Annotated in this window: 12 protein-coding genes; 9 read left to right on the top strand and 3 right to left on the bottom strand. The window is 69.2% G+C overall.

What is annotated here, in order from left to right:
• Positions 1-9 precede the first annotated feature (9 nt).
• The 3 genes from BA895_RS10930 to ilvD all read left to right on the top strand — a co-directional run bounded on the left by BA895_RS10930 (position 10) and on the right by ilvD (position 2718).
• The gene (locus BA895_RS10930) at positions 10-306 is read left to right on the top strand and encodes a MoaD/ThiS family protein (protein ID WP_070191888.1); all 297 of its coding nucleotides are present in this window, start codon (positions 10-12) and stop codon (positions 304-306) included.
• Between the two features lie 108 nt (positions 307-414).
• Positions 415-939 carry a histidine phosphatase family protein gene (locus BA895_RS10925; RefSeq protein ID WP_070191887.1) on the top strand — a complete coding sequence of 175 codons (525 nt, stop codon included), beginning with the start codon at positions 415-417 and terminating at the stop codon, positions 937-939.
• A 78-nt stretch (positions 940-1017) separates the two neighbouring features.
• Entirely contained in the window at positions 1018-2718 is a 1701-nt protein-coding gene (gene ilvD, locus BA895_RS10920) for a dihydroxy-acid dehydratase (RefSeq protein WP_070192019.1), read from the top strand.
• Between the two features lie 37 nt (positions 2719-2755).
• On the opposite strand, the gene BA895_RS10915 is transcribed toward ilvD, so the two are convergent.
• A complete protein-coding gene (locus tag BA895_RS10915) occupies positions 2756-3724 on the bottom strand; it encodes a GNAT family N-acetyltransferase (RefSeq protein ID WP_083283213.1) in 969 nt (322 codons plus the stop codon).
• 297 nt (positions 3725-4021) lie between these two features.
• On the opposite strand from BA895_RS10915, the gene BA895_RS10910 reads away from it, so the two are divergent.
• The 3 genes from BA895_RS10910 to ilvC all read left to right on the top strand — a co-directional run bounded on the left by BA895_RS10910 (position 4022) and on the right by ilvC (position 7542).
• On the top strand, positions 4022-5896 hold the full coding sequence (locus tag BA895_RS10910) for an acetolactate synthase large subunit (RefSeq protein WP_070192017.1): 1875 nt from the start codon (positions 4022-4024) through the stop codon (positions 5894-5896).
• 4 nt (positions 5897-5900) lie between these two features.
• Positions 5901-6413 (top strand): acetolactate synthase small subunit, encoded by a 513-nt coding sequence (gene ilvN / locus BA895_RS10905; RefSeq protein WP_070191886.1) that lies wholly within the window; start codon positions 5901-5903, stop codon positions 6411-6413.
• A gap of 100 nt (positions 6414-6513) precedes the next feature.
• Positions 6514-7542, top strand: coding sequence for a ketol-acid reductoisomerase (gene ilvC, locus BA895_RS10900; RefSeq protein ID WP_070191885.1), 1029 nt, complete (start codon positions 6514-6516; stop codon positions 7540-7542).
• Between the two features lie 106 nt (positions 7543-7648).
• Here the strand turns inward: ilvC and BA895_RS10895 are convergent, their stop codons facing one another.
• Complete coding sequence (locus BA895_RS10895; protein ID WP_070191884.1) at positions 7649-8428, bottom strand: SDR family oxidoreductase; 780 nt, start codon at positions 8426-8428, stop codon at positions 7649-7651.
• A 203-nt stretch (positions 8429-8631) separates the two neighbouring features.
• Here BA895_RS10895 and serA point away from each other — a divergent pair, with 203 nt between their 5' ends.
• Positions 8632-10215, top strand: a complete 1584-nt coding sequence (gene serA, locus BA895_RS10890; RefSeq protein ID WP_070191883.1) for a phosphoglycerate dehydrogenase — start codon at positions 8632-8634, stop codon at positions 10213-10215.
• Between the two features lie 52 nt (positions 10216-10267).
• On the opposite strand, the gene BA895_RS10885 is transcribed toward serA, so the two are convergent.
• The gene (locus BA895_RS10885; RefSeq protein WP_070191882.1) at positions 10268-12163 is read right to left on the bottom strand and encodes a potassium transporter Kup; all 1896 of its coding nucleotides are present in this window, start codon (positions 12161-12163) and stop codon (positions 10268-10270) included.
• A 336-nt stretch (positions 12164-12499) separates the two neighbouring features.
• On the opposite strand from BA895_RS10885, the gene BA895_RS10880 reads away from it, so the two are divergent.
• Both BA895_RS10880 and BA895_RS10875 read left to right on the top strand, forming a co-directional pair.
• Positions 12500-12598: a 3-isopropylmalate dehydrogenase gene (locus BA895_RS10880; RefSeq protein ID WP_254666421.1), complete on the top strand. Its 99-nt coding sequence runs from the start codon at positions 12500-12502 to the stop codon at positions 12596-12598.
• A gap of 100 nt (positions 12599-12698) precedes the next feature.
• Positions 12699-13763 (top strand): 3-isopropylmalate dehydrogenase, encoded by a 1065-nt coding sequence (locus tag BA895_RS10875; RefSeq protein ID WP_070191881.1) that lies wholly within the window; start codon positions 12699-12701, stop codon positions 13761-13763.
• Positions 13764-13888 lie beyond the last annotated feature (125 nt).

The raw sequence follows: 13888 nt of genomic DNA, 5'->3' as shown, positions 1-13888 counted from the left end.
GGATCTCGGATGCCGCTCACACCTGTTCGACTCATCCTGCCGGGCATGCTGCGCGACCTTGCGGGTGGCGTGTCCGAGATCGAGGTCGACGGGGGTGGAGAGTCACAGACCGTTCGTGAGCTGCTCGACCGCGCCTTCTCGGAGCACCGCATCCTCGACGGGAAGGTGCGCGACGAGCGGGGCGAGATCCGCCGCCACGTCAAGGTGTTCGTCAACGGCGAGGACGCCACTCGCAGCGGCGGAGTGGAGACCGTGGTGCCGAGCGGGGCCCGGGTGCACATCGTCAACGCGGTCTCGGGGGGCTGAGCCGCCCCGCCTTCAGGGGGCGGGGCGCAGCAGCACCGTCAGCACGGCAGACTCCCGCTCGCCGGCCGCCAGGCTGACAAGCATCGGTCGAGGGAGCATGCTCTGAGCATGAGCAACGCCGCGCGGGAGAAGACCCTCGTTCTGATGCGCCACGCCAAGGCCGAGGAAGGGCTCGGCAAGCCCGACCACGACCGTGAGCTGGCCGCCCGGGGTCGGCGCGACGCGTCGGCCGCCGGCCGTTGGCTGCGAGACGAGGGGCTCGTTCCCGACCTCGTCATCTGCTCTACGGCGGTGCGCACGCGCCAGACGTGGGAGCAGGCGTGTCATGGCGGGGCCAACGCCGAGTTCGTCGAGTTTCGCCGCAGCGTGTACCTCGGGGGAGTCGAGCAGACCCTCGAGACGATTCGCGAGGATGCCGGTGACATGGTCGGGGTGCTCGTGGTCGGGCACAATCCGACGATGGCCAACCTGACCAGCCTGCTTTGCGATGGCGACGGCTCCCGCGAGGCCCACGACGCCCTTGCCGCCGGGTTCGTCACGAGCGGGATGGCGGTGCTGCAGTACGCCGGGGAGTGGGCTGACCTTGACCTCGGCGCGTGCTCGTTGCTCCGCTTTCACGTGAGCAGGGGCTGACCGGCATCCAGGCCCGTCACCTGATCGTCGGCTGAGATGCCGTGTCGGGTCGGCGGGGCCGGTTCTATGCTGGCGAGCATGACTCAGACCCCTGACATCAAGCCCCGCAGCCGCGACGTCACCGACGGTCTGGAGAAGACCGCCGCGCGGGGGATGCTGCGGGCCGTGGGGATGGGCGACGACGACTTCGCCAAGCCGCAGATCGGCGTCGCCAGCTCGTGGAACGAGATCACGCCGTGCAACCTCTCGCTCGACCGGCTCGCGAAGGCGGTGAAGGAGGGAGTGCACGCCGGCGGTGGGTACCCGTTGGAGTTCGGCACCATCTCGGTGTCCGACGGTATCTCGATGGGGCACGAGGGCATGCACTTCTCGCTCGTCTCACGAGAGGTCATCGCAGACTCCGTCGAGACCGTCATGAACGCCGAACGGCTCGACGGGTCGGTGCTGCTCGCCGGCTGCGACAAGTCGCTGCCGGGAATGCTCATGGCCGCGGCCCGGCTCAACCTGTCGTCGGTGTTCCTCTACGCCGGCTCGATCCTGCCGGGCATCGCGAAGCTGTCCGACGGCAGTGAGCGGACGGTCACGATCATCGATGCCTTCGAGGCGGTGGGCGCGTGCGCTGCGGGGCGGATGTCACGCGCCGACGTCGACGCCATCGAGCGGGCCATCTGCCCCGGTGAGGGGGCCTGCGGCGGCATGTACACCGCCAACACCATGGCGTCGGTGGCCGAAGCCATCGGCATGTCCCTGCCCGGTTCGGCGGCGCCACCGGCCACCGACCGTCGCCGTGACGGCTACGCCCGCAAGTCGGGCGAGGCCGTGGTCAACCTGCTGCGCCTGGGGATCCGCGCCCGCGACATCATGACGAAGGAGGCGTTCGAGAACGCCATCGCGGTCGTGATGGCCTTCGGTGGGTCGACGAACGCCGTGCTGCACCTGCTCGCCATGGCCCACGAGGCCGACGTCGACCTGACCATCGACGACTTCTCCCGGGTCGGCGCGAAGGTGCCGCACCTGGCCGACGTCAAGCCGTTCGGTGAGTACGTCATGACCGACATCGACCGGGTCGGCGGGGTGCCGGTCGTCATGCGCGCGCTGCTCGATGCCGGCCTGCTGCACGGCGACTGCCTCACGGTGACCGGCAAGACGATGGCCGAGAACCTCGCCGACATCGCGCCCCCCGACCTCGACGGCAAGGTGCTGCGCGCCATGAGCGCGCCCATCCACAAGAGCGGTGGCCTGACGATCCTCAAGGGCTCGCTCGCCCCCGACGGCGCCGTGGTGAAGTCGGCCGGCTTCGACGACTCCGTGTTCGAGGGCACGGCGCGGGTCTTCGACGGCGAGCGCGCCGCGATGGATGCCGTCGAGAACGGTGAGCTGAAGCCGAACGACGTCGTCGTCATCCGTTACGAGGGCCCCAAGGGCGGGCCGGGGATGCGCGAGATGCTGGCCGTCACCGGTGCCATCAAGGGCGCCGGCCTCGGCAAGGAGGTGCTGCTGCTCACCGACGGCCGGTTCTCCGGTGGCACCACGGGGCTCTGCGTCGGGCACGTCGCCCCCGAGGCCGTCGACGACGGTCCGATTGCGTTCGTGCACGATGGTGACGGCATCCGCCTCGATGTTGCGAACGGCCTGCTCGACCTGCTCGTCGACGACGACGAGATGGAGCGTCGTCGAACCGCTGGCGTCACCCACCCGGAGCCGAAGTACACCCGGGGCGTCCTCTCCAAGTACCGCAAGCTGGTCGGGAGCGCGAGCCGCGGCGCCGTCTGCGACTGACCCGTGGTGCGAGGCCCGTGTCGTCCAGCTGCTGTCGTCACGCCTGGCCGGAGGTGTCGATGGCCCAGTGACGCCAGAGCGAGGTGACCTCCATGCCGACCTTCTGGTAGAGCCCGAGGGCACCGGTGCGCGAGTCGGTCGACAGCTCTGACCGGCTCGCCCCGTGCTCGCGCGCGACCGCGAAGGAGTCCACGAGCAGGGCCCGGGCGAGCCCGCGTCCGCGCTGGTCACGGTGTACGGCCAGCTTGGCGACGTAAGCGAGCTCGCCGTTCGTCATGAGCAGGGAGACCGCGACGACCGCCCCGCCCGGGTCGACCATCAGGCGCAGGTGCCACGGCTCGAAGCCGGGCCGCAGCACACTGCCGGCCGCAAAGTCGTCGAAGCTCTCCGGCTCGCGCTCCGACCACTCCAGAAACGCCTCGTCGATCACGTGGTGCGCGGCCCGGTGGTCGGCGTCTCCGTCAGCCGCGCGGATCGAGTACCCCGCGGTGACCGGGTGGGGCTCGATGTGCTTGCCCGCCGGCATCGCGAGCACCCACGAGGTCCACAGCACCTCGTAGCCGAGGGCTTGGAGCAGCTGCTCGCCAACCGACCCCTCGGGTACCGGCATCCCGACGAGCCCCGAGCCGTCGCGGCGACTCAACCGCTGGGTCCACTGCGCCAGGGCCGTGCCGATGCCCCGGCCGCGATGGCCGATCGCCACCGCGGCATCGGCCCAGCGGCCTCGGTAGACCTCGGCGTAACCGACGAGGCGCTTACCGTCGAAGACGCCGATGCTGTGGCGGGCGATCTCGAAGCTCGGCCGTTGCCAGTCGCCGACGATGTCGGCCTCCTCGATGATGACCTCCCCGACCGCCTCCACCTCGCTCTCGGCCATCAGCTCGAACACGGCGTGCGCGTCGCCCGTCGTCAGCGGCCGGGCGGCATAGCCGGTCAGGCCCAGCGCGTTGACGGCGTCGTCGGCCGGAGCAAGCTCGGTTGCTGCTTGACGGGTGGTCTGAGCCATGGAGGCAGTCTCCCGAGCGAGCCTGCCGCCGACAACCCACTTTCCGGCCGACCCGACCTCGTGACAATGGGTGAGACCGCTTGGCCACATCCTGAGACTCGCAACGAGGGTGATTGACACCGGTGAGGTGGCGTAGGACGGTAGGGACGTGGCACAGCTCCTCGTACTTCCCTAGCGCGCAGACCATTCGACCGGTCAGCGCGCTCCCTTCCGTCCCTTGCGGACAGAAGGGTTTTTTTGTGAGTGGGGAGGGCCGGTGTGCGGCCGACGACACCATCGATGACGAAGGAAGAGATCGTGACCGACACGACGAAGCAGGCACCATCGCCGGCAGACGTTGCCTCGCGGCCCCGGCCGCGAACGGCCTCATCTGCGGCAAATGTCGCGACCGACGGCCCGGCCGAGGTAGCGGTCGCGGTGGAGGTCACCGGGGCCCAGGCGCTCGTGCTCGCCCTCGAGGCGGTCGGCGCCGAGAACATCTTCGGCATCCCCGGCGGGGCGATCCTGCCCGCCTACGACCCGTTGCTCGACTCGACGAAGCTGCGGCACATCCTCGTCCGTCACGAGCAGGGGGCCGGCCATGCGGCCGAGGGGTACGCCTCGGCCACCGGCAAGGTCGGTGTGTGCCTCGCGACCTCCGGCCCCGGAGCCACCAACCTCGTCACCCCGATCGCCAACGCCTACATGGACTCCGTGCCGATGGTCGCCATCACCGGTCAGGTGGCCAGTGCCTCCATCGGCACCGACGCCTTCCAGGAGGCCGACATCCGCGGCATCACGATGCCGATCACGAAGCACAACTACCTGGTGACGGATGCCGGCAAGATCGCGCAGGCGATCGCCGAAGCCTTCCACGTCGCGAGCACGGGTCGCCCCGGCCCGGTGCTGGTCGACATCAGCAAGGACGCGCTGCAGGCCAAGACCACCTTCAGCTGGCCCCCGGTGTTCGACCTGCCGGGCTACCGACCGGTGACCCGGCCGCACGGCAAACAGATCCGTGAGGCTGCTCGGCTCATGGCGACGTCGTCCCGCCCGGTTCTCTACGTGGGTGGGGGCGTCGTGCGGGGCCACGCCAGCGACGCGCTGCGTCGGCTCGTCGAGCTGACGCAGATCCCCGTCGTCACGACCCTCATGGCGCGCGGCACCGTGCCCGACAGCAACCCGCTCAACCTCGGCATGCCCGGCATGCACGGCACCGTGGCTGCTGTGACCGGGTTGCAGAAGTCTGACCTCATCATCGCTCTCGGCGCCCGTTTCGACGACCGGGTCACGGGGCAGCTGTCGAGCTTCGCGCCCGACGCCAAGGTGATCCACGCCGACATCGATCCGGCCGAGATCTCGAAGAACCGCGCCGCCCAGGTGCCGATCGTCGGTGACGTCGGTGAGGTGATCGTCGACCTGATTGAGCAGATCACCGCGGATCGCGCTGCGGCACCGGCTGACTCGGGCGAGTGGGACTTCGCGGAGTGGCGTGAGCGGGTCGCGGGCTGGAAGCAGACCTTTCCGCTCGGCTACACGACCAGTGACGACGGAACCCTGTCACCGCAGTACGTCATCGAGCGGATCGGTGCCCTGAGCGGTCCGGAGGCGACCTACGTGGCGGGGGTCGGTCAGCACCAGATGTGGGCGGCCCAGTTCGTGCGCTACGAGCGGCCCAACTCCTGGATCAACTCCGGCGGGCTCGGCACGATGGGCTTCTCGGTGCCGGCGGCCATGGGAGCGAAGGTCGCCGAGCCCGAGCGCACGGTGTGGGCCATCGACGGCGACGGCTGCTTCCAGATGACCAACCAGGAGCTCGCGACCTGCGTCATCAACCACATCCCGATCAAGGTGGCGATCATCAACAACAGCTCACTGGGCATGGTGCGGCAGTGGCAGACCCTGTTCTACGGCGAGCGCTACTCCAACACCGACCTCCAGCCGACCGCCTCGCGCGTGCCCGACTTCGTCAAGCTCGCCGACGCCTACGGCTGCGTCGGGTTGCGGGCCGAGACGGTGGAAGAGGTCGACGCGGTGATCAAGACCGCGCTCGAGATCAACGACCGGCCCGTCGTGATCGACTTCATCGTTCATCGTGACGCCATGGTGTGGCCGATGGTGCCGTCCGGCGTGAGCAACGACATGATTCTGGCGGCGCGTCACGAAGCGCCGGTCTGGGAACGCGAGGAGTGAACACATGAGCAAGCACACCCTTTCGGTGCTCGTCGAGAACAAGCCCGGCGTGCTGACGCGCGTCGCTGCCCTCTTCTCCCGCCGGGGCTTCAACATCGACTCCCTCGCGGTCGGCCCGACCGAGATCCCCGAGATCTCTCGGATGACCGTGGTCGTCGAGGTCGAGGGCAGCGCCCTCGAGCAGGTGACCAAGCAGCTCAACAAGCTGATCGAGGTGCTCAAGGTCGTCGAGCTCGACAAGCACGCATCGGTGCAGCGGGAGCTGCTGCTCGTGAAGGTGCGGGCCGACGCGGTCACCCGCAGCCAAGTGATCGACACCATCGCGTTGTTCAAGGCCAAGGTCGTCGACGTGTCGACCGACGCCCTGACGATCGAGGCCACGGGTGACAGCGAGAAGCTGCACGCGTTGCTCGACGTGCTGGCCCCCTTCGGGGTCAGAGAGCTCGTGCAGTCGGGCATGGTCGCGGTCGGACGTGGTTCGCGTTCGATCACCGACCGCAGCCTGCGCAGCGCCTGAGCCCTGCGCCGCATCAGTCCCGAATCAGCTCCCCGCTCCCCACAACCGCTCAAGCACAGCGGCACACCCGCCGCGACACCCAACCGAAGGAGAGGCCACGATGGCCGAGATGTTCTACGACGACGACGCTGATCTGTCGATCATCCAGGGGCGCAAGGTCGCTGTCATCGGATACGGCAGCCAGGGCCACGCCCACGCGCTCAACCTGCGTGACTCGGGGGTCGATGTTCGTATCGGTCTCGCTGAGGGCAGCAAGAGCCGGGCCAAGGCGGAGGCCGAGGGGCTGACCGTGCTCTCGGTGGCCGACGCGGTCAAGCAGGCCGACCTCGTGGTCATCCTCACGCCCGACCAGGTGCAGCGTGGGGTCTACAGCGAGCACATCGCGCCCAACCTCAAGCAGGGCGCCGGTCTGCTCTTCGGGCACGGCTTCAACATCCGCTACGGCTATATCAAGCCCGAGGCGGGTTCGGACGTCATCATGGTCGCCCCGAAGGGCCCGGGCCACATCGTTCGGCGCGAGTTCGCCGACGGCCGTGGGGTGCCGGTGCTCCTGGCGGTGGAGCAGGACGCCAGCGGATCGGCTTGGGACGTGGCCAAGAGCTACGCCAAGGCGATCGGTGGCCTGCGGGCCGGTGGCATCAAGACGACCTTCACCGAGGAGACCGAGACCGACCTGTTCGGCGAGCAGGCGGTGCTCTGTGGCGGCGCCTCCCAGCTGGTCATGTACGGCTTCGAGACCCTCGTCGAGGCGGGGTACCAGCCCGAGGTCGCCTACTTCGAGTGCCTCCACGAGCTGAAGCTCATCGTCGACCTCATGATCGAGGGCGGCATCGCCAAGCAGCGCTGGTCGGTCAGCGACACGGCCGAGTACGGCGACTACGTGTCGGGCCCACGGGTCATCGACGAGCGCGTCAAGGAGAACATGGCGGCGGTGCTCACCGACATCCAGAACGGCGCCTTCGCCAAGCGGTTCATCGACGACCAGGACGCCGGCGGGCCGGAGTTCACCGCCCTGCGCGAGAAGGGGGCCCAGCACCCCATCGAGGGCACCGGCAAGGAGCTGCGCAAGCTGATGGCGTGGGTCAAGGACACCGACAGCGACTATGTCGAAGGATCAGCAGCCCGCTGACTCCCGCTCCGAGTCGTCCGACCAGTGGATGCCGCCGGGTTCGTGCCCGGCGGCATCTTCCTGTCGGCGGTGCCGGCTGGTGGACGAGGCCGCTCGGAAGAGCCGGTCAGCGCCCGTCGTGAGCCCGGGGCTGCTCGGCCAGCCAGTCAGCGAATGTTCGACCCCCGGTGCGGCCCTGCCCGGCCGCGGGGATGTTCTGCCGCCGCCCGAAGGCCCGCAGCGCACCGAACGGTGCCGGCAAGCGCACCACGCGAGCGGCCTTTCGCCCGTCGTGCTGCCGAAGGCAGTCGGCCAGCTGAGCCACGGTGAGCACCTCGGGCCCAGCGACGTCGGGTGCGCGGCGGTAGCCCGTCGGGCGGGGCGCTTCGGCGAGGTCGAGCAGCTGCGTGGCGACCCAGTCGATGTCGACGGGCTGGAACGCCATGCCCGCGACCTGGAACGTGACACCTCCGCGGGTGAGGCTGCGGGCGAAGGTGGCAGCCAGCGAGTGGAACTGCGTGGCGCGCAGCACGGTCACCGCGGCTCCGGAAGCCGCGAGGGCCGCTTCCGCAGCCAGCTTGCGGCGGTAGTAGGCCATCGGGAAGTTATCGATGCCGACGATGGAGATATGCACGAGGTGCATCGGGGCCTGGGCGGCTTCGACGGCTTGAACGGCCTCGGCCAGGCGACGGGTGCCGGCCACGGTCACGACATCACCCCGTCGGGGGTCGTCGGCGCAGTTGACCACCACCTCAGCCCCTCGGAGCGCGCCCACGAGCCCCTCGCCAGTGGCCAGGTCGACCCCGGTTCGTCTGCTGACGGGCTCGACGTCGTGCCCGCGCCGGTCGGCCTCACGGGCCACCCGCGAGCCCAGGTCACCGAACCCACCTGTGACGATGATGCGCACCTGCTCACCTTGGCGGCATCCCGCCCGGTTGACAACCGGGCCGAGGGCTCCCGGTTGCCCGTGGCGCCTCTCACATGTTGGCGGCACTGCCGCCAACCACCCGGCGATACGCCTAGAGTGGCTGCGGCACACCGCGGTGCCGTCCCGACGGCCCCGCGTCCATTGCGGATCAGGGTCGTGCACCCGTTCCGGAAGGGAACCCTGTGAGCAAGCCCGTCGTCCTGATCGCCGAAGAGCTGTCACCCGCCACCATCGAGGCCCTCGGTCCCGACTTCGAGGTTCGTTCGTGCGACGGGGCAAACCGCAGCGAGCTGCTGCTGGCGCTCGCCGACGTCGACGCCGTGCTGATCCGGTCGGCGACGAAGATGAACGCTGAGGCGATCGCGGCCGCCAAACAGCTGAAGGTGATCGCCCGCGCCGGCGTCGGCCTCGACAACGTCGACGTGCAGTCGGCCACCCAGGCGGGAGTCATGGTCGTCAACGCACCCACGTCGAACATCACCTCGGCCGCCGAGCTCGCCATCGGCCTGCTGCTCGCGACCGCCCGAAACATCGCGCCCGCCAACCAGGCCCTCAAGGCCGGGGCGTGGAAGCGCAGCAAGTACTCGGGTGTGGAGCTGCTCGACAAGACGGTCGGTGTCGTGGGTCTCGGACGCATCGGCGGCCTCGTCGCCGAGCGGCTCAAGGGCTTCGGCATGAAGGTCATCGCCTACGACCCCTATGCCTCGCCCGCCAAGGCCGGGTTGGTCGGGGCCCAGCTGGTGGGTCTCGACGAGCTGCTCGCCCAGTCCGACTTCATCACCGTGCACCTGCCCAAGACCCCGGAGACCCTCGGCCTGATCGGCGAGGACGCCCTGAGCAAGGTCAAGCCGTCGGTGCGCATCATCAACGCCGCCCGCGGAGGCATCGTCGACGAGGCGGCGCTCGCCAAGGCCATCAGCGAGGGCCGGGTTGCCGGAGCCGGCATCGACGTGTTCGTCACCGAACCGACCACGGAGTCACCTCTCTTCGAGCACGAGTCGGTCGTGGTCACTCCCCACCTGGGCGCCTCGACCGACGAGGCGCAGGAGAAGGCCGGAGTCGCCGTGGCGAAGTCGGTGCGGCTGGCGCTTGGCGGTGAGCTCGTGCCGGATGCCGTCAACGTCAGCAGTGGCTTCATCGCCGAAGAGGTGCGGCCCGGGATCTCGTTGGTGGAGAAGCTCGGTCGCGTGTTCACCGCCGTCGCCGGCACGGTGCCGGCCCAGCTCGACGTCGATGTGCGCGGCGAGATCACCCAGCACGACGTCAGCGTCTGGAAGCTCGTGGCCCTCAAGGGCGTCTTCACCGACGTCGTCTCGGATGCCGTGACGTACGTGAACGCACCGGTGTTCGCCGAGCAGCACGGTTGTGTGGTTCGCCTGGTCACCGACCCCGACGCTGGCGACTTCCGCAACGTCACCACCCTGCGCGGAACGCTCAGCGATGGCACGGTGGTCAGCGTCTCCGGCACCCTGACCGGCCCGAAGATGGTCGAGAAGCTCGTGGGCATCAACGGCTACGACATCGAGGTGCCGCTCACCGACCACATGCTCGTCTTCGAGTACTCCGACCGCCCTGGCGTCATCGGCTCCATCGGGCGGATCCTCGGTGAGGCGAACATCAACATCGGCGCGATGCAGGTCTCACGTCGGGGCGACCAGGCCATCGGGGTGCTCAACGTCGACAGCTCGCTTCCGCCGGCCCTCGGCACCGAGATCGCGACCCTCGTCAGCGCCACCACGTTCACTGCTGTCGACCTCCAGGAGTGACCCGGGACTGAGCACGAGTGACCCAGGACTCGGCCCGGGCGCAGCGGCATCCTCAGAGCTGGACGGCCGACCCCATCGAGACGGTGCGGTCGTTCGGCAGCCGGAAGTAGTCGATCGGTGATGCAGCGTTGTGCGCGAGCCCGATGAAGAGTCGCTTGCGCCAGGCCGGCATCGACCGGTCGGGCCCTCGTTGCAAGGTGATGCGCGAGAGGAAGTAGGTGGCGCCGTCGGGGTCGACCGGCACCCCCGAGTCGCGGGCTCTGGTCAGGGCCAGCGGCACGTTCTGGTCGTCCTGGAAGCCGTAGTGCAGCGCGATGTGGATGATGTTCTCACCGGCCTCGCCGAGCTCGTGCCAGGTGATGCTGTCGTCGTCAGGCATGTGCGGCACGTTCTCGGAGATGGTCGAGACGATGACGACGTGCTCGTGGAGGACGTGGTTGAGGCGGGTGTTCTCGCGCAGGGCCAGCGGAGTGGTCTGGTCGCTCGGGTGCACGAACACGGCCGTGCCGGGAACGCGGGTGGGGTGCTCCAGCCGAACCCAGCGGACGAACCCCTGGATCGGGCCCTCTTTGTGCCGGCGCTCGGCGGTGACGATCGTTCCGCCCCGCTGCCAGGTGAGCATGATGGTGGCGACGCTGACCGCGATGAGAACGGGCAGCCACCCGCCGTGCACGATCTTCGTGAGGTTCGCGGCGAAGAACACGAGCTCGAGGCCCCCGAAGAGCAGCCCCACGACCACCAGCCTGCGCCGCGACCAGCCCCACGCGGCCTCGGCGAGCACGAGGAAGAGGGTCGTGGTCAGCAGGAACGTTCCCGTGACCGCGAGACCGTACGCCGTAGCGAGCTTCTCTGACGACTGGAAGGTGAGCAGCAGCAGCAGCACCGCCGCGTAGAGGATCCAGTTGATGGCCGGCACGTAGATCTGGCCGCTCTCGACCTGCGACGTGTGCCGCACGGTGAGGCGCGGTAGGTAACCGAGCCGCTCGGCCTGCCGCGACACCGAGAAGGCTCCCGAGATCACGGCCTGAGAGGCGATGACGGTCGCAGCGGTGGCGAGCACCACGAGGGGAAAGACGGCCCACGAGGGGGCCAGCAGATAGAACGGGTTCGACACCTTCGAGGGGTCAGACACCACCAGCCCACCCTGGCCCAGGTAGTTCAGGGTGAGGCAGGGGAAGACCAGGAAGAACCAGGCCCGCCGGATCGGGTCACGACCGAAATGGCCCATGTCGGCGTACAGCGCTTCCGCCCCGGTGATGGAGAGTACGACCGCACCCATGGCCACGAAGGCGATGCCGGGGTGCTCCACGATGAACAGCACGCCCCAGTGCGGCGACAGGGCGGTGAGGATCTCGGGGTCGGCGGCGATGCCACGTAGGCCGAGCAGGGCCAGCACGACGAACCAGACCACCATGACCGGCCCGAAGAGCCGACCGACCCGGGCGGTTCCGGCCCGCTGCACGAGAAACAGGCCGGTGATGACGGCGGCACCGAGCGGCACCTCGAACTGACGCAACGACGGTTCCGGCACCGAGAGACCCTCGATGGCCGACATGACCGAGATGGCGGGCGTGATGACGCTGTCGCCGTAGAAGAGCGAAGCTCCGAGCACCCCCAGCAGCATCACGAGCACGGCGCGCCGACCGCCAGGACGCACCATCCTGCGCGCGAGGGCGGCGAGCGCCATGATGCCGCCCTCCCCGTCGTTGTCGGCGCGCAGCACGAACGCCACGTACTTGACCGACACGACGACGGTGACCGACCAGAAGACGAGCGAGATCACGCTGTGCACGTCGTCATGGGTCGGGGCCACCACCCCGTCGTCGATCGAGAAGACGGTCTGCAGGGCGTACAGGGGAGAGGTGCCGATGTCGCCGAAGACGACGCCGAGGGCGCCGAGCGCGAGGGCGGCGCCGCCGCTCTCGGCGCCGGCACGAACGTTGCTCACCTGCTGAGCATCACCGACATCGGCTCCCCGGTCCAGCGGCGGGGCCGGGTCGGTTCGACGGGTCTGTGGGACGGGTCTGTGGGACGGGGCGTGCCGTGCCGTGCTGCTGCGCAGGCCGGTGCTTCGTGAGACTCGCGTCTCAGCGTGTGAGAACCCCCTTTACCCCCGATTTCCGAGGCGTACCGTCAAGAACATGTCGCGGCGTCTGGTACTCCTCATTCCTTGCCGCGGCGAGTCTCTCTAGTCAGCGAACTCGCCGCGGAGACCCCGCGCTACCCGCTGACTGGTTCGCCCACCCGGGCTCGAGCCGCCCGAGACCTCTTCTGGCAATGACGCATGAAGGATTTGATGACGATGAGCGAAGACGCCCAGGCCGCACGACAGGCCCTGCAGGAGTCGATGGACCTGCGTGACCAGGGCCACACCGACGACTGAGGTCGACGTGCAAGGCCCCCATCGGACGCCGGTGGGGGCCTTTGCGTTCGCACCGTGAGACGTGGATTCCGCATCACAAGACGGTTCATAGGGTGGGACCATGGGAGATCAGCCGGTCAAGGACGCCTACTCGGTCGCGGTCATCGGCGGCGACGGCATCGGTCCGGAGGTCGTGGGCGAGGGCCTGAAGGTGCTCGAGGCCGTCATGGGTCACGGCGGCCCCACGTTCACCACCACCAGCTACGACCTCGGCGCACGGCGTTGGCACGCGACGGGGGAGACCCTGCCCGCCTCCGTGCTGGACGAGCTCCGTGCCCACGACGCCATCCTGCTGGGGGCCATCGGTGACCCGAGCGTGCCGAGCGGGGTGCTGGAACGCGGCGTGCTGCTGCCGCTGCGCTTCGCCCTTGACCACTACGTCAACCTGCGCCCGGCCAAGCTGTTTCCCGGCGTCACGAGCCCGCTCGACGTCGCCCGCGTGGCGCCCGACGGCATCGACTTCGTCGTGGTGCGCGAAGGCACCGAGGGCCCCTACACCGGCAACGGCGGTGCCCTGCGCGTGGGCACCCCCGCCGAGGTGGCCACGGAGGTCAGCGTCAACACCCGCTACGGGGTCGAGCGCGTCGTGCGCGACGCGTTCGCCCGCGCGCAGGCCCGCCCCCGCCGGCACCTGACCCTGGTGCACAAGCACAACGTGCTGACCTACGCCGGCCACCTCTGGCGTCGCACCGTCGAGGAGGTCAGCGCTGAGTTCCCCGACGTCGAGACCGCCTACCAGCACGTCGACGCTGCGACGATCTTCATGGTCACCGACCCCGGTCGTTTCGACGTGATCGTCACCGACAACCTGTTCGGCGACATCATCACCGACATCGCTGCTGCCATCGCGGGCGGCATCGGGCTCGCGGCATCCGGCAACATCAACCCGGCCCGCACGACTCCGAGCATGTTCGAGCCGGTGCACGGGTCGGCGCCCGACATCGCCGGCCAGGGCAAGGCCGACCCGACCGCCGCCATCCTGTCGGTCGCGATGCTGCTCGAGCACCTGGGCCGACCCACCGACGCTGCGCGCGTCGAGACGGCCGTGGCGGCCGACCTCGCCGAGCGTGCCGGTACCGTCCGCAGCACCAGCGCCGTCGGTGACGCCGTCGCCGCGCGGCTCTGACGCGCTCACGACGGTCGGTGCTCGGCCCACCGTCCTGCGGTGGGATGCCGGTGAGCGGGCCGGGCGGCATCCTGTCGACTCGTCGGGTGTCCCTCCCGACTTCGCCGTCTCAGCATGTGGGAGAT

This window comes from Humibacillus sp. DSM 29435 (genome assembly GCF_001758225.1).
Taxonomy (GTDB): Bacteria; Actinomycetota; Actinomycetes; order Actinomycetales; family Dermatophilaceae; genus DSM-29435.
Note: the sequence above shows the minus strand (reverse complement) of the source record. Positions and strands in the feature narration are given on the sequence as shown.

Excerpts from the sequence above, each read along its gene's own strand:
- BA895_RS10930 (WP_070191888.1), top strand. The coding sequence starts at position 10 with ATGCCGCTCACACCTGTTCGACTCATCCTGCCGGGCATGCTGCGCGAC.
- BA895_RS10925 (WP_070191887.1), top strand. The coding sequence starts at position 415 with ATGAGCAACGCCGCGCGGGAGAAGACCCTCGTTCTGATGCGCCACGCC.
- ilvD (WP_070192019.1), top strand. The coding sequence starts at position 1,018 with ATGACTCAGACCCCTGACATCAAGCCCCGCAGCCGCGACGTCACCGAC.
- BA895_RS10915 (WP_083283213.1), bottom strand. The coding sequence starts at position 3,724 with ATGGCTCAGACCACCCGTCAAGCAGCAACCGAGCTTGCTCCGGCCGAC.
- ilvN (WP_070191886.1), top strand. The coding sequence starts at position 5,901 with ATGAGCAAGCACACCCTTTCGGTGCTCGTCGAGAACAAGCCCGGCGTG.
- ilvC (WP_070191885.1), top strand. The coding sequence starts at position 6,514 with ATGGCCGAGATGTTCTACGACGACGACGCTGATCTGTCGATCATCCAG.
- BA895_RS10880 (WP_254666421.1), top strand. The coding sequence starts at position 12,500 with ATGAAGGATTTGATGACGATGAGCGAAGACGCCCAGGCCGCACGACAG.
- BA895_RS10875 (WP_070191881.1), top strand. The coding sequence starts at position 12,699 with ATGGGAGATCAGCCGGTCAAGGACGCCTACTCGGTCGCGGTCATCGGC.